General features: G+C 43.9%; 12 protein-coding genes and 1 other annotated feature (1 of these 13 cut by a window edge). All 12 genes read right to left on the bottom strand.

All coding sequences use genetic code 11. The features are described 5' to 3' along the window. Nucleotides 1-237: 237 nt before the first annotated feature. The 12 genes from G596_RS0105405 to rplJ all read right to left on the bottom strand — a co-directional run bounded on the left by G596_RS0105405 (nucleotide 238) and on the right by rplJ (nucleotide 19,350). On the bottom strand, nucleotides 238-1,839 hold the full coding sequence (locus G596_RS0105405) for a glycosyltransferase (RefSeq protein WP_022760824.1): 1,602 nt from the start codon (nucleotides 1,837-1,839) through the stop codon (nucleotides 238-240). Between the two features lie 75 nt (nucleotides 1,840-1,914). Beyond that, a complete protein-coding gene (locus G596_RS0105400; protein ID WP_022760823.1) occupies nucleotides 1,915-3,513 on the bottom strand; it encodes a CTP synthase in 1,599 nt (532 codons plus the stop codon). Between the two features lie 87 nt (nucleotides 3,514-3,600). Continuing rightward, nucleotides 3,601-4,815 (bottom strand): LL-diaminopimelate aminotransferase, encoded by a 1,215-nt coding sequence (locus G596_RS0105395; RefSeq protein ID WP_026671210.1) that lies wholly within the window; start codon nucleotides 4,813-4,815, stop codon nucleotides 3,601-3,603. A 235-nt stretch (nucleotides 4,816-5,050) separates the two neighbouring features. Then, nucleotides 5,051-5,659 carry a methyl-accepting chemotaxis protein gene (locus G596_RS21055; protein WP_022760821.1) on the bottom strand — a complete coding sequence of 203 codons (609 nt, stop codon included), beginning with the start codon at nucleotides 5,657-5,659 and terminating at the stop codon, nucleotides 5,051-5,053. A gap of 28 nt (nucleotides 5,660-5,687) precedes the next feature. Continuing rightward, nucleotides 5,688-6,878 carry an elongation factor Tu gene (gene tuf / locus G596_RS0105385; RefSeq protein ID WP_022760820.1) on the bottom strand — a complete coding sequence of 397 codons (1,191 nt, stop codon included), beginning with the start codon at nucleotides 6,876-6,878 and terminating at the stop codon, nucleotides 5,688-5,690. Between the two features lie 168 nt (nucleotides 6,879-7,046). After that, complete coding sequence (gene fusA, locus G596_RS0105380; protein WP_022760819.1) at nucleotides 7,047-9,161, bottom strand: elongation factor G; 2,115 nt, start codon at nucleotides 9,159-9,161, stop codon at nucleotides 7,047-7,049. Nucleotides 9,162-9,209: 48 nt separating this feature from the next. Next, a complete protein-coding gene (gene rpsG / locus G596_RS0105375; protein ID WP_022760818.1) occupies nucleotides 9,210-9,680 on the bottom strand; it encodes a 30S ribosomal protein S7 in 471 nt (156 codons plus the stop codon). Nucleotides 9,681-9,854: 174 nt separating this feature from the next. Continuing rightward, a complete protein-coding gene (gene rpsL / locus G596_RS0105370; RefSeq protein ID WP_022760817.1) occupies nucleotides 9,855-10,274 on the bottom strand; it encodes a 30S ribosomal protein S12 in 420 nt (139 codons plus the stop codon). Nucleotides 10,275-10,495: 221 nt separating this feature from the next. Further along, nucleotides 10,496-14,191 (bottom strand): DNA-directed RNA polymerase subunit beta', encoded by a 3,696-nt coding sequence (gene rpoC, locus G596_RS0105365; protein ID WP_044928007.1) that lies wholly within the window; start codon nucleotides 14,189-14,191, stop codon nucleotides 10,496-10,498. A 68-nt stretch (nucleotides 14,192-14,259) separates the two neighbouring features. After that, complete coding sequence (gene rpoB, locus G596_RS0105360) at nucleotides 14,260-18,120, bottom strand: DNA-directed RNA polymerase subunit beta (protein ID WP_022760815.1); 3,861 nt, start codon at nucleotides 18,118-18,120, stop codon at nucleotides 14,260-14,262. Nucleotides 18,121-18,328: 208 nt separating this feature from the next. Continuing rightward, nucleotides 18,329-18,706, bottom strand: a complete 378-nt coding sequence (gene rplL, locus G596_RS0105355; RefSeq protein WP_022760814.1) for a 50S ribosomal protein L7/L12 — start codon at nucleotides 18,704-18,706, stop codon at nucleotides 18,329-18,331. Between the two features lie 47 nt (nucleotides 18,707-18,753). Beyond that, nucleotides 18,754-19,350 carry a 50S ribosomal protein L10 gene (gene rplJ, locus G596_RS0105350; protein WP_022760813.1) on the bottom strand — a complete coding sequence of 199 codons (597 nt, stop codon included), beginning with the start codon at nucleotides 19,348-19,350 and terminating at the stop codon, nucleotides 18,754-18,756. A 23-nt stretch (nucleotides 19,351-19,373) separates the two neighbouring features. Then, nucleotides 19,374-19,470: a sequence feature (ribosomal protein L10 leader region), on the bottom strand; it runs 34 nt beyond the window's last position.

The following is a 19,470-nucleotide window of genomic DNA, read 5'->3' as shown; positions in this document are numbered from 1 at the left end:
ATTTATCTGCGTTTTTTGGTCATGTTGCCAAAAAGTGCATGGATTCTGAATTTTTTATAACTATTTCAAAACCCATGCACATTTTTTCGTCTTTGAGATTTCACTCATCCGACAATATTTGAAATATATTTTTAGAAAAATTTGTAATTTTCAAAATATTTAACGAAATTACATACAAATTTTCAAAAATATTTCGAAATATTATTTCGTTTTTTCGTGTGTAAAATAACGCCAAAATCAATCAGTTTCCCCAATAACATTTATAAGCTGGCCATTTTCCTTTAGATAAACATGTAGTTTCCTAAGAAGCTTCTCCGGATCAGAAGCAGACGCCGGAATATCTCCCAGAATAATGAAATCAAAGCTGTGTTCAGGCCATGGGAAAGTCACCAGTTCAGGGTTTCCTGAAATCATGTCATCAGCCATATATTTAGAGAGTCCGGCAAAAACATCTACGTTAGTTATTCCGGCGGTAAAGCTGTCAGGCATCTGATACTTTATCGCAGACAACGTAGTTCCCATCCCGGCACTGATATCCAATATTCTAAGCACACGGTTATAAAGCTTAAGATCCGTCTGACTTCTGCTTGCACCGGCATCTTCATCAATTGAAGCTCTTTTATCGCTCTCAGCAATCGCAGACATAAGCGCATTCATCTTATCTTCCTCAAGGAGGGTATAATTCCATATATCAAAGGCCCACTTTTCCTTGAACTTCTCCCTGGAAGCCTCCATCGCATCTGTTTTATCGGCAAAACCGCTTCCGCCATGATGATATATAAATGCGTTATGACACAGAATCTGTCTGTAACCCGCAAGGCAAAGACGTATCCCGAGATCATCATCTTCAAAGTACCCGGGAGAAAAGCGCTCATCAAAGAGCCATTTCCTTTCCTCTGAATCCTTCATCATCACATTATTCAGAGCTTCTCTTCGAAGCAGCACGGCAAATCCTGTAAGTCTGCACCTTACCTCAAACGGATTCCACATCGGAACATTGTGATCCTTCGCATAACTTTTTGCGGTTTCAAGAGCCGAATCCAGGCTTATTGTACGCCACCATCGGTGTTCTTTGACATCCGAAGATATGCTGGTTATTGGTCTTGTCTCATCCATCGGAGCATTTTGCAGATAAGGTTGCAGTGATTCCATTGACACTTCCTGAGAAGGCGCACAGTTTGTAACCGCCCCGGATGCTCCGTTTCTCTTATCGGCATAGAGCCCCATCTTCATCCAGAATAGTGCATTGGGCATAAGTACCGCATCGTTATTTAGGAAAAATACATCGTTTTCCGAATTTGCAGCTTCCAGTCCCTTGTTGCACCCTGCAGGAAATCCCTCATTTTTATCATTTTCAATCAAAATAAAGTTTTTGTTTTTTTCCTTCTGCTCCCGCAAATATCGCAGAAGAGCTTCATCTGTCGAGGCATTATCCACTACAACTATCTCTATATCATCCTTGTGATAATATCTCCTAATGGCTCTTATGCACTCCCTGCAAAGTTCAAAATCATTATAGGATACAATTACTATCGAAGTCCCACGAACCCTGGCCCTGTCCTTTATTCCTTCAATAGCGTCACGGATTATTTTTTCATCCTCAGGTTCATCGCAATATCTGATAGCGTTCTCAAAACACAAAAATGCCTGATCTGCATTACGATACCTGTAATACAGACCAAGCATAAAATACAGCTCATAGTTGTCATAGTGAGCCCTGAGTCCTTCTATCAAAACCGCATACTCATCCACGCTGCTGCCTTCCTGCTCGAAGACGCCCGCACGCAAAATATATGATTCCGCTGATTCACGTTCAACTTGTTTAGCATGAGCTTCCATATACATCTCCAAAAAGCAAATCACGATAAATAGTCAAAATAATTATATTAAAGTGATAAGCTTTTTTCAAGAGATTTACTTTGTCTCAAGTGATGCTCTTATAAATTCTCTGAAGATCGGATGAGGTCTGTTGGGTCTGGACTTAAACTCAGGATGATACTGAACACCAATATAAAATGGATGATTCTTGACCTCAACAGTCTCAACAAGCTTTTCGTCCGGTGAAAATCCGGATAGGCAAAGACCGGCTCCCGAGAGCACTTCTCTGTAGTCATTGTTAAACTCATATCTGTGACGATGTCTCTCATTGATGAGGCTCTCTTTATAGCATCTTTCCATAAGAGTACCCTCTACGATACAGCAAGGATAGCTGCCAAGTCTGAGTGTACCGCCCTTATCTACTTCATCTGACTGCCCCGGCATGAAATCAATGACTTTATGCTCCGATGCATGTGAAAACTCGCCCGAGCACGCATCTTCAATACCCGCAACATTTCTGGCATATTCTATTACGGCGATCTGCATTCCGAGGCATATTCCAAAGTAAGGAACATTGTGAGTTCTTGCATATTTTGCCGCAAGTATCATTCCACCTATGCCTCTGTCTCCAAAGCCTCCCGGCACAATGATTCCATGGAGATTTTTCAATCTTTCCTCGTAGTTATTCTCATCAAGCTCTTCCGAATCAATCCACTCGATGTTTATATGCGCATTAAATGCAAATCCCGCATGAGTAAGAGCCTCGGCAACGGAGAGATATGCGTCGTGAAGCTTTACATATTTTCCTACAAGTCCTATGTTTACTTCCTTGTTCCTGTTTTTTATCATGCTGACCATCTGTTTCCACTCATCAAGTTCGGGTTCAGGAACATCAAGTCCGAGTTCTCTGCAAACTACCTCTGAGAACTTCGATTGTTCCAGCATGAGCGGCGCTTCATACAGACTGCCAAGGGTACGATTTTCAATTACGCAGTCCTCCTTAACGTTGCAGAACAGTGATATCTTCTGAAAAATGCTGTCCTCAAGCGGTTCATCGCATCTAAGTACAATAATGTCAGGATTTATGCCCATTCCCTGCAGTTCCTTAACAGAATGCTGGGTGGGCTTTGATTTGTGCTCATCAGAGCCGTGAAGATAAGGAACAAGCGTAACATGTATGAAGAGACTGTTCTCTCTTCCTACTTCCAAAGATATTTGTCTTACAGCTTCCAGGAAAGGCTGTGACTCAATGTCACCAATTGTACCACCAATCTCGGTTATTACTATATCCGCATCAGTCTCTCTGCCTACGCGGTACACAAAATCCTTGATTTCATTTGTGATGTGAGGAATAACCTGAACTGTAGATCCAAGGTATTCACCACGTCTCTCTTTATTAAGCACATTCCAGTAAACTTTTCCCGAAGTAAGGTTGGAATATTTATTTAAATCCTCATCGATAAATCTCTCATAATGTCCAAGATCAAGGTCTGTCTCGGCACCGTCTTCCGTGACATAAACCTCACCGTGCTGATAAGGGCTCATGGTTCCCGGATCCACATTAATATATGGATCCAGCTTCTGTGCTGCCACCTTAAGGCCTCTTGCTTTCAATAGTCTTCCCAGCGATGCCGCAGTAATTCCCTTTCCAAGTCCTGAAACAACTCCCCCTGTTACAAAAATGTACTTAGCCATATCCTCTCCCTTCTATCATAAAAAACATTACACCGAAGTATCAGTTTAGGCTGTATCCTCGGTGTATGGTCAATATTATTCAAATAATCAAAGCTTCTTAAAACGCTCTATCGCTCTTATTGTATTTTCTCTGCTACCAAATGCTGTCAGTCTGAAATAATGCTCTCCGGAAGGACCAAATCCCGATCCGGGTGTCCCTACAACATTTGCCTTTTCAAGGAGGTAGTCGAAGAATTCCCAGCTGGTCATTTCATCAGGTGTCCTAAGCCAGATGTAAGGAGCATTTATTCCTCCGTAAACTTCGTATCCGGCTTCCACCAGTCCATCCTTTATTATTCTCGCATTTTCCATATAATAAGCTATCTGCTCTTTTACCTGACTTCTTCCTTCAGCTGAATATACTGCTTCGCCGGCCCTCTGAACAATATAAGGAGCTCCGTTAAACTTTGTCCCGTGTCTCCTTGCCCAGAGCGGCCATAGCTTTTCACCGCCTGCAGTCAGTTCCTTCGGAACAACTGTGTAGCCAAGTCTTAAGCCTGTAAAGCCTGCTGTCTTGGAAAATGACCTGAACTCGATCGCACACTCTTTTGCCCCATCACACTCATAAATACTGTGCGGAACATCATCCTCCGATATATACGCCTCATATGCAGAATCGTATAGGATAATTGAATCATTTTTACGTGCATAATCAACCCATTCCTGCAGCTGAGTTTTATTCATCACCATACCCGTAGGATTATTGGGGAAACACAAATAAATGAGATCTGGCACCTCTTCAGGAAGTTCCGGCACAAAGCCATTTTCTTTGGTGCACTTCATATAAATAACATCTTTAAAGCGCTCTGCCTGAGGATCATACTCTCCTGTCCTTCCAGCCATAACATTGGAATCAACATAGACAGGATAAACCGGATCACATACAGCGATCTTATTATCCGTACTGAAAATCTCCTGAATATTTCCGCAGTCGCTCTTAGCACCGTCTGATACAAAAATCTCATCCGGCTCTATGTTACATCCACGAGCCTTATAATCCTTCTCAGATATCGCATTTCGCAGGAAATCATATCCCAGATCCGGAGCATAACCTCTGAAAGTGTCTGCATTTCCCATTTCATCAACTGCACTGTGAAGTGCTGAAATAATTGCAGGTGCAAGAGGCTGTGTAACATCGCCTATTCCAAGTCTTATAATCTCAGCATCCGGATTATTCTCCGAATACTCCTTTACCTTTTTTCCGATTGTTGAAAACAGATAGCTTCCGGGAAGCTTAAGATAATTATTATTTATGCTCGCCATGATAAACCTTTCTACAATAATATTGAAGTGCTGACTGCTCTTCTTTTCATTAAACAGAAAAAAGGCGTCTCGGAACACACTTCCAAGACGCCTTTGCCTTTACCGATTTAATTTACAACTGTTTAGAGCGATTGTCAAGACACTTATTACGCCCATTTTGAGGTTATATCTATCACTCCCTCCGGCTATCTATTCTCCCGATTTGCTGATTTTCAAAATCTCATGAAGGATATCTTTAGTGGTCTCCATATCCTTTTCCTGCCGCTCCTGCCCTGGCCGCTTCTATGGAAGCATTGAGTGCCAGTAGATTGGTCTGTCCTGAAATGCTAAGAATGGTATCTACTATATCCTTAACCGTTCCTGCTGACTGCTGAAGGTTTGATGTCATTTCCGCTGTTTCTGCATTTATTGTCGAGGATTCATCGGACTTTGCACGAAGCTGTTTTACAAGTCTGTTACCATCACTGACATTCTCTGAAACATCATCTGAATTCTTGCGCATTTGTCTTGACTGGTGCGCAATATTTTCAAGCGCCGCGGTAATATTCGAGTTCATCTCCGTCTGAGTCTGTATTGCTTCCGCTGTTAAAGTGACAGATTGTGAAATCTGCTCTGAGGATTCAGCAGTAGATATTACCTTCTCAGAAAGCGCTTCCATAGATTCGTTTGCATCTACAAGTTTGTCGGCTATCTGTTCTCCGATTTTTTTGATGATTTCTGCATCTTCCTGCTGCTTTTTTGCAGCATCCTGAATCTCATCTATCGTTTCTTTGTTTTGCTTGCTGTTAAGCCTCACATAGAAAACAGTCCTTCGTGCGAACACGAAGGACTGCTCTATTTGCATTTTATGCGGTTAGCTCAAGGCTATGTAATTACTCAACGATTGTAGCAACCTTACCTGATCCAACTGTACGTCCACCCTCACGGATAGCGAACTTAAGACCCTGCTCCATAGCGATGGGGTGAATAAGCTCGATAGACATTGTTACGTGGTCACCAGGCATGCACATCTCTGTACCCTCGGGAAGATTGCAAACACCTGTAACGTCAGTTGTTCTGAAGTAGAACTGAGGTCTATAGTTGTTGAAGAAAGGTGTATGACGTCCACCCTCGTCCTTAGTAAGAACGTAAACCTCTGCTGTGAACTTCTTGTGGCAAGTTACAGAACCGGGCTTTGTGATACACTGACCTCTCTGGATACCGTCACGGTCTACACCACGAAGAAGAAGACCTACGTTGTCACCAGCTTCACAGTAATCCATAGTCTTACGGAACATCTCGATACCAGTACATACAGACTTAGAAGACTCTTCCTTGATACCAACGATTTCGATTTCGTCGTTAAGGTTGAGGTGACCTCTCTCTACACGACCTGTAGCAACTGTTCCACGACCTGTGATTGTGAATACGTCCTCAACAGGCATAAGGAAAGGCTTATCTGTCTCACGAGTAGGTTCAGGGATGTAAGAATCAACTGTATCCATAAGCTCCATGATCTTATCGCCCCACTCACACTTAGGATCCTCAAGAGCCTTAAGTGCAGAACCACGGATGATCGGAATATCATCTCCAGGGAACTCATACTCTGTAAGAAGGTCTCTGATCTCCATCTCAACAAGGTCAAGAAGTTCAGGATCATCAACCATATCGCACTTGTTCATGAATACGATGATGTAAGGAACACCTACCTGACGAGCAAGAAGAACGTGCTCTCTTGTCTGAGCCATAACACCATCAGTAGCAGCAACAACGAGGATAGAACCATCCATCTGTGCAGCACCTGTGATCATGTTTTTTACATAGTCAGCGTGGCCAGGGCAGTCAACGTGTGCGTAGTGTCTTGTAGCTGTCTCATACTCGATGTGAGCTGAGTTGATTGTGATACCACGCTCTTTTTCCTCGGGTGCTTTATCGATCTGATCGAAAGCAACAGCAGGGCTGAATCCTCTGTCTGCAAGAACAGTTGTGATAGCTGCTGTAAGAGTTGTCTTACCATGGTCAACGTGTCCGATTGTACCAATGTTTACGTGCGGCTTACTTCTGTCAAACTTAGCTTTTGCCATTTTTAAATATCCTCCTTAAATAAAAATGTTACTTCAACATTTTTTCTCATAATAACCGACTATATCGATTATATTAAAATTTACACTTGAAATCAAGCATAAAATAGTATAAACAAGGGCTTTGTGGCACGATTTCGTTAGAAATCGTTGCCGCCCTTAATTTATTTATTAATTTTTGTTGGAAAGTACTTTCTCCTGGATGTTCTTCGGAACAGGAGCATACTTCTCGAAGAACATAGAGTAGTTACCACGACCCTGAGTTCTTGAACGAAGGTCTGTAGCATATCCGAACATCTCAGCAAGCGGAACATGTGCTCTGACAATCTTTCCACCGCCCATGTCGTCCATACCTTCAACCTGTCCACGACGTGAGTTAACGTCACCGATAACATCACCCATGTACTCTTCGGGCATTGTAACTTCAACCTTCATGATGGGCTCAAGAAGAACCATTCCGCCCTTAGCCATAGCATCCTTGAATGCCATAGATCCGGCAATGTGGAATGCCATTTCTGAAGAATCGACTTCATGGTATGATCCATCATAAACTGTTGCATGTACACCAACAACCGGGAATCCGCCGAGAGAGCCTGCCTTCATAGCCTCTTCGATACCCTCGCTGATAGGCTGGATGTATTCCTTAGGAATAGATCCACCGACAACTTCGCTATCGAACTGGTAAAGGTTCTCTCCGTTGGCATCCATAGGCTCGAAACGAACCTTACAGTGACCATACTGACCACGTCCACCGGACTGCTTAGCATACTTACTTTCAATATCGCAAGCATTAAGAAGAGCTTCTCTGTATGCAACCTGAGGTGCACCAACGTTAGCCTCTACTTTATACTCACGAAGAAGTCTGTCAACGATGATATCAAGGTGAAGCTCACCCATACCAGCGATGATAGTCTGACCTGTCTCAGAATTTGTATGTGCTCTGAATGTAGGATCCTCTTCAGCAAGCTTCATAAGAGCTTCGTCAAGCTTCTGCTGACCAGCCTTGGTCTTAGGCTCGATAGCAAGCTCGATAACGGGATCCGGGAACTCCATAGACTCAAGGATTACGGGGTTCTTCTCATCACAGAGTGTATCACCTGTAGTTGTGTTCTTAAGACCAACAGCTGCAGCGATATCACCTGAGTAAACCTTATCAAGGTCTGAACGCTTGTTAGCGTGCATCTGAAGGATACGTCCAAGACGTTCCTTGTTATCCTTAGTACTATTAAGTACATAAGAACCTGAATTTGCTGTACCACGATATACGCGGAAGAATGCAAGCTTTCCTACGAAAGGATCGCTGACAATCTTGAATGCAAGAGCTGCGAACGGGCCATCATCTGTTGACTCAACCTCAACCTCATTGCCATCCATGTCAGTACCCTTACAAGCAGGGATATCAACAGGTGAAGGCATGAACTCGATAACAGCATCGATAAGCTTCTGGATACCACGGTTTCTGTGTGCAGAACCACAGCATACAGGGAAAGCCTTACACTCACAAGTAGCCTTACGAAGAGCAGCCTTAAGCTCCTCCTTAGTAGGCTCTTCACCTTCGAGATACTTCATCATAAGCTCGTCATCAAGATCACAGATCTTCTCAACAAGCTCACCATGATAAAGCTCAGCATCATCTTTAAGATCTGCAGGGATCTCTCCGATTGTTACATCTTCACCCTTATCATCATTATAGATATAAGCCTGCATCTCAAAAAGGTCGATTATACCCTGGAACTGATCCTCAGCTCCGATTGGGATCTCGATCATGATAGCATTTTTCTTAAGTCTATTTCTGATCTGCTCAACAGCTCCGAAATAGTTTGCTCCAATGATATCCATCTTGTTGATGAATGCCATACGAGGAACATTAAATCCATCAGCCTGACGCCAAACGTTCTCAGACTGAGGCTCAACGCCTTCTTTTGCACTGAATACGCCTACAGCGCCATCAAGTACACGAAGTGAACGCTCAACCTCAACGGTAAAGTCAACGTGGCCGGGAGTATCGATAATGTTGATACGATGCTCCTGAGCACCGGGCTTAACCTTTCCGTTTTCCTGAAGTGTCCAATGGCACGTTGTAGCTGCAGATGTGATTGTGATACCTCTCTCCTGCTCCTGTTCCATCCAGTCCATGGTAGCAGTACCTTCGTAGGTCTCACCAATCTTATAGTTAACACCGGTGTAGTAAAGAATACGCTCTGTAAGAGTAGTCTTACCGGCATCAATATGAGCCATAATACCGATGTTTCTGGTTCTCTCCAATGGATATTGTCTTTCAGCCAAAGGTTTATCCTCCTAATAATAATCGACGTTTCCGACACCAAAATTCTATTAGAATCTGTAGTGTGAGAATGCCTTGTTTGCTTCTGCCATCTTGTGCATATCTTCTTTTCTCTTTACAGATGCACCAGTGTTGTTGAATGCATCAAGAATCTCTGATGCAAGTCTGTCAACCATGGTCTTCTCGCCTCTGTTACGAGAAAATGTTACAAGCCAGCGAAGTGCAAGAGCCTGACGTCTGTCCGGACGAACCTCGATCGGTACCTGATATGTAGCACCACCGATACGTCTAGCTTTTACCTCGAGAGCGGGCATGATGTTGTTCATAGCACCCTCGAATACTTCAAGAGCAGGCTTACCAGCCTTCTCCTCTACCTGTGCGAATGCACCATATACGATCTTCTGTGCAACACCCTTCTTACCATCAAGCATAACTGTGTTGATAAGCTTGGTTACAACCTTGTTATCGTATAAAGGATCCGCTAATACGTCACGTTTTACAATATGTCCTTTACGCGGCACGGTTCTTCCCTCCTTTAGAATCGCAGATGAGTGTCAGTCTTCATCTGTTTACTATAGATCATAGGTACTCACTAATTTTAGTGTACGTGCGGTTCTCTTAATTCTATATATTAAATATGAAAAAAAGTACCAACACTTAATAAAAATTAGATCTTGTTATGATAGTTACTTAGATTACTTTGCAGCCTTAGGTCTCTTTGCGCCGTACTTGGAGCGAGCCTGCTTACGGTCTGCAACACCTGCTGTGTCAAGAGTTCCACGGATAATGTGATATCTTGTACCAGGCAGGTCCTTAACTCTTCCGCCACGGATGAGAACTACGCTATGCTCCTGAAGGTTGTGACCTTCTCCGGGGATATAGCTTGTTACCTCGATACCGTTTGAAAGACGTACTCTGGCGATCTTTCTAAGAGCAGAGTTAGGCTTCTTAGGTGTAGCGGTCTTAACTGCTGTGCATACGCCTCTCTTCTGAGGAGAAGATGTATCAATCGCCTTCTTGTGAAGAGAATTGAAACCTCTCTGAAGCGCAGGAGCTGTAGACTTCTTCTCGGAAGTCTGACGACCTTTACGAACTAACTGGTTAAATGTTGGCATTCCTTTCACCTCCTGTATTAATTGGTAAAACATTTATGATAAACAAGTTATCTCCTGACATGAGAAAACCCGCAATCACCGACATGCATCAAGCGAAAGGGCATAGTTACCCTCTCGCTCGTCGCACAGTTTTTAAGTATAAATATATAAATTTACCTTGTCAAGCACAATCTAATTAAAATTGCACTATTTTATATACTTTTCATAATTTCGAAAAGTACTTACTCCTCATCATCAGCTACAACTACTTCTTCTGCATCTGTGTCGAGGTCAGTAATAATCTCATCGTCATCATCAAGACGCTTCTTTAAGATGAGCTTCTCGGGATCCTTGAAGTTTGCATCTGTATTGAGCGCTGTGTTGCGATAACGCTTCATACCTGTACCTGCAGGAATCAGCTTACCGATAATAACATTTTCCTTAAGTCCGATAAGCGGATCAACCTTACCCTTAATAGCTGCATCTGTAAGAACCTTTGTGGTCTCCTGGAATGAAGCTGCTGACAGGAATGAGTTGGTTGCAAGCGCTGCCTTGGTGATACCAAGAATAACCTGCTTGCCTTCAGCGGGCTTTTTGCCTTCGCTGATAAGTCTTTCGTTGTCATCCTCAAAGTCGAGTACGTCAACAAGTGTTCCGGGAAGGAAGTTTGTATCTCCGCTCTCCTCAATACGAACCTTCTTGAGCATCTGACGAACGATAACCTCGATATGCTTATCGCAGATATCAACACCCTGCAGACGATAAACTCTCTGAACCTCGCGGAGCAGATAATCCTGAACTGCACGGATTCCCTTGATCTTAAGAAGATCATGAGGATTTACACTACCTTCTGTAAGCTCGTCACCGGCCTCAACCTGCTCGTTATCCATAACCTTGATTCTGGATCCGTAAGGAATGAGATATGCCTTGGACTCTCCGGTCTCATTGTTTGTGATGATAACCTCGCGCTTTTTCTTTGTATCCTTAATGGTAGCTGTACCATCAAGCTCTGAAATAATAGCAAGTCCCTTAGGCTTTCTTGCCTCGAAAAGTTCCTCAACACGGGGAAGACCCTGTGTGATATCGCCACCGGCAACACCACCGGTATGGAAGGTTCTCATGGTAAGCTGTGTACCGGGCTCACCGATTGACTGAGCAGCGATAATACCAACTGTCTCACCAACCTGAACAGGCTCACCTGTTGCCATGTTTGCTCCGTAGCACTTAGCACAGATACCGATGTGTGAACGGCAGGTAAGGATTGTACGAATCTTAACCTTTGTTACAGGATCACCATTACTGTTAACACCCTCACTGAGAATTCTCTTAGCACGGCTGGGCGTAATGATGTGATTCTTCTTAACAATGATGTTACCATCCTTATCCTTGATGTCCTCACATGTATATCTTCCTGTGATACGATCCTCTAAAGGCTCGATCATAGCCTTACCATCCTTGAATTCCTTGACGGTAATTCCGGGGATAGTAGCCTTTCCTTCACTACAGTCAAGCTCACGAATGATAAGCTCCTGAGATACGTCAACCATTCGACGTGTCAGGTATCCGGAATCGGCTGTACGAAGAGCTGTATCTGACAGACCCTTACGAGCACCATGCGCTGACATGAAGTACTCCAGAACATCCAGACCTTCACGGAAGTTTGACTTGATAGGAAGTTCGATTGTACGACCTGTTGTATCAGCCATAAGTCCACGCATACCTGCGAGCTGCTTGATCTGCTGATCACTACCACGGGCTCCGGAATCAGCCATCATGTGGATGTTGTTGTACTTATCAAGTCCCTTAAGAAGTACATCTGTAAGCTGTTTATCTGTCTCCATCCAAGTCTCAACTACAAGACGATAACGCTCTTCGTCTGTCATAAGACCACGACGGTAGTTTGTTGCAATCTCATCAACTACTGCCTGAGCCTTATCAAGCATCTCCTGCTTCTGCGGAGGCACTGTCATATCTGCGATTGATACAGTCATGGCAGCTCTTGTTGAGTAGTGATAACCTGTAGACTTGATCTTATCAAGAACCTCTGCTGTAGCAAATGTTCCATGAGTATTGATCATATTTGTAACAATCTTCTTCAGCTGCTTCTTACCAACCATGAAGTCGATCTCAAGCTTATACTTGTTCTCCGGTACGGAACGATCTACAAATCCAAGATCCTGAGGAATGAACTCATTAAACAGGAATCTTCCGAGTGTAGATTCAACAAGTCCTGATTCTTCCTCACCGTTCTCGTTCTTACGGCTTACACGGATAGTAATCTTTGACTGAAGTGTAATGTAATCATTTTCATATGCAAGGATAGCTTCATCAATGCTCTTGAAGAACTTACCCTCGCCCTTAGCACCTTCACGCTCCTGTGTAAGATAGTAGATACCAAGGACCATATCCTGAGTAGGAACGTTTACAGGGCCACCATCTGAAGGCTTAAGCAGGTTATTGGGAGCAAGCATAAGGAATCTGCTCTCTGCCTGTGCCTCAACTGACAGCGGAAGATGTACAGCCATCTGGTCACCGTCGAAGTCCGCATTGAAAGGCGTACATACGAGAGGATGAAGCTTAATAGCTTTACCTTCTACAAGGATGGGCTCAAACGCCTGAATACCAAGTCTGTGAAGTGTGGGAGCACGGTTAAGCATTACAGGGTGCTCTTTGATTACATCCTCAAGCACATCCCATACCTGCTCATCAAGTCTCTCAACAAGCTTCTTGGCATTCTTTATATTCTGTGAGATTCCTCTGGAAACAAGTTCTTTCATAACGAAGGGCTTGAAAAGCTCAATAGCCATTTCCTTAGGAAGTCCGCACTGATATATCTTAAGTTCAGGGCCTACGACGATAACTGAACGTCCTGAATAGTCAACACGCTTACCAAGGAGGTTCTGACGGAAACGACCGCCCTTACCTTTAAGCATGTCTGAAAGTGACTTAAGTGCACGGTTTCCGGGGCCTGTTACAGGTCTTCCACGTCTACCGTTATCTATAAGGGCATCAACTGCCTCCTGAAGCATACGCTTCTCGTTTCTTACGATAATATCCGGAGCTCCAAGGTCAAGGAGTCTCTTCAAACGGTTATTACGGTTGATGATACGACGATACAGATCATTAAGATCTGATGTAGCAAAACGTCCACCATCAAGCTGAACCATAGGACGAAGATCCGGAGGAATTACCGGTATGCAGTCAAGAATCATCCATGACGGATCATTACCTGACTCACGGAAAGACTCAACAACCTCAAGTCTCTTGATGATACGCTGTTTCTTCTGTCCGCTTGAAGTATCAAGGCCTTCCTTGAGTTCCTGATACTCTGCCTCAAGATCGATGCTCATAAGAAGCTCTTTTACAGCCTCTGCACCAATGCCGGCACGGAATTTTCCGCCCCACTCTTCACGAGCATCCTGATACTCTTTTTCTGAAAGAACCTGCTTGTACTCAAGGTTAGTCTCACCTGCATCAAGAACTATATATGATGCGAAATAGAGAACCTTCTCAAGTACTCTGGGTGAAAGATCAAGGATAAGGCCCATACGGCTGGGAATACCCTTGAAATACCAGATATGTGATACAGGAGCAGCAAGCTCGATGTGGCCCATACGCTCACGACGAACACTGCTCTTTGTTACCTCAACGCCGCAACGGTCGCAGATAACACCTCTGTAACGAATCTTCTTATACTTTCCGCAGTGACACTCCCAATCCTTTGTGGGTCCGAAAATCTTCTCACAGAAGAGACCGTCTCTCTCAGGCTTAAGTGTACGATAGTTGATTGTCTCAGGCTTTAATACTTCGCCATGTGACCACTCTCTGATCTTCTCAGGAGAAGCGAGACCAATCTTAATTGCGTCAAAAGTCATTGGCTGATATGTCGGTGCTGCTGAAGATCTTCCGCTTGAAGCATCGTTTATTGCTTTATTCATTGTAGAATCAGACATTCGTAACCTCTTTTCTGTTGTTTACATGATTGCAGTTACTTTATTACCGCATATTAAAAGTTGTCATCAAGACCGTCTGCAGCATCAAATTCTTCCTCGAAAGCTGCTCCGTCTTCATCTTCAGTCACAAGCTCTCCGTCTTCATCAAAAGCCTGTGTCTGATAACCGTTCTCAGCAAGATTCTCACGATCGTAATCGCGGTTAACCTCACCTTCGATCTCATAGCGGTAGTCAGAATCACTGTAATCAACTGACTCCATGATCTCAACCTCTGTATTATCCTCGCGAAGTACGCGTACATCCAGACCAAGTGACTGGAGTTCCTTCAAAAGGACCTTGAAGGATTCAGGTACTCCGGGTTCAGGGATATTATCACCCTTAATGATAGCTTCGTAAGTCTTAACACGACCAACAACGTCATCAGACTTAACTGTAAGGATCTCCTGAAGTGTATAAGCTGCGCCATAAGCCTCAAGAGCCCAAACTTCCATCTCTCCGAAACGCTGTCCACCGAACTGAGCCTTACCGCCAAGAGGCTGCTGTGTAACCAGTGAGTAAGGGCCGGTTGAACGTGCATGGATCTTATCATCAACAAGGTGATGGAGCTTAAGGTAATGCATGTGTCCGATAGTGGTCGGTGAATCGAACGGAATACCTGTGCGTCCGTCGCGAAGCTGTACCTTACCATCTGTGTGGATCGGAACACCCTTCCAAAGCTCTCTGTGATCTCTGTTGTCATATAGATACTTCATGATCTCGGGATCAACAGAATCTTTATATTTCTCTTCAAACTCTTCCCATGAGCTGTTTACATAATCGTTAGCCATGGTCAGAGTAGCCTGTATATCTTTCTCGTTAGCACCATCAAAAATAGGTGTTGCAATATTGAATCCAAGAGCCTTAGCAGCAAGTGAAAGGTGAATCTCAAGGACCTGTCCGATATTCATACGAGAAGGCACGCCAAGAGGATTAAGCACGATATCCAGCGGACGTCCGTTAGGCAGGTACGGCATATCTTCAATAGGAAGCACGCGGGAAACGACACCCTTGTTACCGTGACGACCAGCCATCTTATCTCCGACTGAAATCTTTCTCTTCTGTGCTATATAAATACGAACTGCCTGGTTTACACCCGGGCTGAGTTCATCACCATTCTCTCTTGTGAATACCTTGGCATCAACAACGATACCATACTCACCGTGAGGAACCTTAAGTGATGTATCTCTTACCTCACGTGCCTTCTCACCGAAGATGGCACGAAGGAGTCTCTCTTCTGCTGTAAGCTCTGTCTCTCCCTTAGGAGTAACCTTACCTACAAGGATATCACCCGCACGAACCTCTGCACCGATACGAATAATTCCGCGATCGTCAAGGTCCTTAAGTGCTTCATCGCCGACACCGGGAACATCTCTTGTGATTTCTTCAGGTCCGAGCTTTGTCTCACGAGCTTCTGCTTCATACTCTTCAATATGAATAGAAGTGAATACATCGTCACGAACAAGTCTCTCACTAAGAAGAACAGCGTCCTCGTAGTTATAACCTTCCCATGTCATAAATCCGATAAGAGGGTTCTTACCAAGACCAAGCTCACCCATGTAAGTGGAAGGACCATCAGCGATAACCTGACCTGCTTTAACATGGTCACCCTTGAATACTATAGGTCTCTGGTTATAGCAGTTACTCTGGTTACTTCTCTGGAACTTGATAAGGTGATACTCTTCCTTCTCACCGTCATCATAAGTCATCTGAATAAGTTTGCTGTCAACAAAGTCGATAACACCATCTTTTTTAGCAACTACGCAAACACCTGAGTCAACAGCTGCCTTCTGCTCCATGCCTGTTCCTACTGCAGGTGCCTCTGTTGTAAGAAGCGGTACTGCCTGACGCTGCATGTTTGATCCCATAAGAGCACGGTTAGCATCGTCATTCTCAAGGAAAGGAATAAGCGCTGTAGCAACTGAGAATACCATTCTCGGTGATACGTCCATGTACTCGAACATTGTCTTCGGATACTCGGAAGTCTCCTCTCTGTAACGGCCTGAAGCATTATTCTTCTTGAAATAGCCGTTCTCATCAAGAGGTGTGTTAGCCTGAGCTACATGGAAATTATCTTCTTCATCCGCTGTAAGATACTCAACCTCATCAGTTACACGAGGGTTCTGAGGATCTGTGCGATCTACCTTACGATAAGGAGCCTCTACGAAACCATACTGGTTAACTCTTGCATAACTTGCAAGTGAGTTGATAAGACCGATGTTGGGTCCTTCAGGAGTCTCGATAGGGCACATACGTCCGTAGTGAGTATAGTGTACGTCTCGAACCTCGAATCCTGCTCTGTCTCTTGAAAGACCGCCGGGACCAAGTGCGGAAAGACGACGCTTATGTGTAAGCTCACCAAGAGGGTTGTTCTGATCCATGAACTGTGACAGCTGTGAAGATCCGAAGAACTCCTTAACAGCAGCCTGTACAGGCTTGATGTTGATAAGGCTCTGTGCTGAGATCTCATCTGCGTCATGAGTTGTCATGCGCTCACGAACAACACGCTCAAGTCTGGAAAGACCAATTCTGTACTGGTTCTGTAAAAGCTCACCAACACAACGGATACGACGATTACCAAGGTGATCGATATCATCGTCATGGCCAATACCATATTCAAGGTGCATATTATAGTTAATGGAAGCAAGAATATCTTCCTTAGTAATGTGCTTAGGAATAAGCTCGTTTACATTCTTTCTGATAACGTCAGCAAGGCTCTCAGGATCCTTATCAGCATACTCTGTAAGAATATCTCTGAGTGCAGGATAATAAACATCCTCAGTAATTCCGAGCTCTTCAGGATTACAATCGATAAAGCTTGTAATATCAACCATCATATTAGAAAGAACCTTGATATTACGCTCCTCGCCCTGAATAAGAACATAAGGAATACCTGCATTCTGAATGTCAGTTGCAAGAGCACGATCAACCTTTGTGCCTGCAGCTGCAATCATCTCGCCTGTGTTCTCATCGATAACATCCTCTGCAAGAATCTGCTTATTAATTCTGTTCTTGAAGTGAAGCTTCTTATTGAACTTATAACGTCCAACCTTTGCAAGATCATATCTTCTTGCATCAAAGAACATAGCTGTAATAAGGCTCTCTGCACTTTCTACGCTAAGAGGCTCGCCGGGACGAATCTTTTTATACAACTCAAGAAGACCACTCTGGTAATCAGTCGAGGGATCCTTTGTAAATGAAGCCTGGATCTTGGGCTCATCACCAAACAGGTCTAAAATTTCTTCGTTGGATCCGATTCCAAGCGCACGAATCAGGACAGTAACCGGTACTTTTCTGGTTCTGTCTACTCTTACATAAAATACGTCATAGGAATCGGTCTCATACTCGAGCCATGCACCACGGTTAGGAATAACGGTGCATGCGATAAGCTTTTTACCGATCTTATCGCGAGTAATATCGTAATAGATACCGGGGGAACGTACAAGCTGGCTGACGATTACACGCTCTGCTCCGTTGATAACGAAGGTTCCGGTTGCTGTCATAAGAGGAAGATCACCCATAAAAATCTCATGCTCTGCGATCTCTCCGCTCTCCTTATTGTTAAGACGGACCATAACCTTAAGCGGTGCTGCAAAAGTTGCATCTCTCTCTTTACATTTCTCGATTGTGTTCTTGTTTTTATCGATTTCATCTTCACAAAGCTTGAAATCAACAAACTCAAGACTCAGCTTACCGCTGTAATCTTCAATAGGAGAGATATCGTCAAAGACCTCTTTAAGGCCCTCGTCAAGGAACCATTGATAGGAGTTCTTCTGAACTTCGATCAGGTTCGGCATCTCCAGGACTTCCTTCTGGCGCTGGAAACTCATACGTACATTCTTACCAGTACCACTAGGATGCAATCTGTTTTTTTCCATTGACATTCACCCCGTTCTTATTTTTTATTTGGCTGCTGAGCTGTTGTACTCTAAAAAAGCGCGCAAAAGCCCACCACTCCACAATAGTGCATCATCCATTGTACAACAAGCTTTTTCGCGCGTCAAGTAATTTTTTTATCTATTTTTTTGAAACGAAAAAGGGAAGATACCTGCGTATCTTCCCTTCAGTAAATTCATAAGTGATGGATTACTTAAGAGTAACCTTAGCACCCTCAGCCTCAACCTTAGCCTTGATGTCATCAGCCTCTTCCTTAGAAGCGCCTTCCTTGATCATCTTAGGAGCATTGTCTACAAGATCCTTTGCTTCCTTAAGACCAAGACCTGTGATCTCACGAACAACCTTGATAACCTTAACCTTGTTAGGACCTACTTCTGTAAGCTCTACGTTGAACTCAGACTTCTCTTCCTCAGCACCTGCTGCTGCGCCGCCTGCTGCTGCTACAACAACACCTGCTGCTGCTGATACGCCGAACTCTTCCTCACAAGCCTTAACGAGATCGTTAAGCTCAAGAACTGATAACTCTTTGATTGCATCGATAATCTCTGCTGTAGATAACTTTGCCATTATTATTTACCTCCATTAAAAATAAGTTTGTTTTCAAAATTAAAATATTACTCAGCTGTTGTTGCTGCTGCCTCTTCAGCAGGAGCCTCAGCTGTCTCTGCTGCGGGAGCCTCCTCTGCAGGAGCTGCTTCTGCTGCAGGTGCTGCTTCTTCACCGCCCTCAGCCTTCTTCTCAGCGATCTGCTTAATAACGCGAGCGAAGTTTGTGATAGGTGACTGCATAGAACCAAGCAACTTGGAAAGCAACTGATCCTTGGGAAGGATGTTTGCGATCTCCTTGAGTGCCTCTGCATCATACAGCTTGCCCTCGATCACACCACCTTTGATCTCAAGTGCCTTTGCCTTCTTTGCGAAATCGCAGAGCACACGTGCAGGAGCTGCAGGATCTGTCTCGGAAATAGCGAGTGCGCTGGGTCCGTTAAGAAGATCTGAAAGCTGCTCAAAATCTGTGCCCTTGAATGCGAAGTTCATCATCGTATTTTTGTAAACCTTGTAGCTGACGTTCTCAGCACGAAGCTTTCTACGAAGCTCTGTGTCCTCAGCAACAGTTAAACCACGGTGATCTACAAGTACGAGTGCCTGAGCGTTCTGAATTTTCTCAGAAATCTCTTTTACTACGGGCTGTTTTAATTCAACCTTTGCCATCTTTTTACCTCCTTATAGAATTTACCGCCAAAGAAAAACCTCTTATCACAAAGACAAGAGGCATAAAAGTCATATTAAAACTTTTTCCTCGGTAGGCGCTGTGCTTACGTCATCAAATGA

The sequence above is a fragment of the Butyrivibrio sp. AD3002 genome, from assembly GCF_000420905.1.
In the GTDB taxonomy this organism is placed as follows: domain Bacteria; phylum Bacillota; class Clostridia; order Lachnospirales; family Lachnospiraceae; genus Butyrivibrio.
This window is presented reverse-complemented; position numbering and strand designations above follow the sequence as displayed.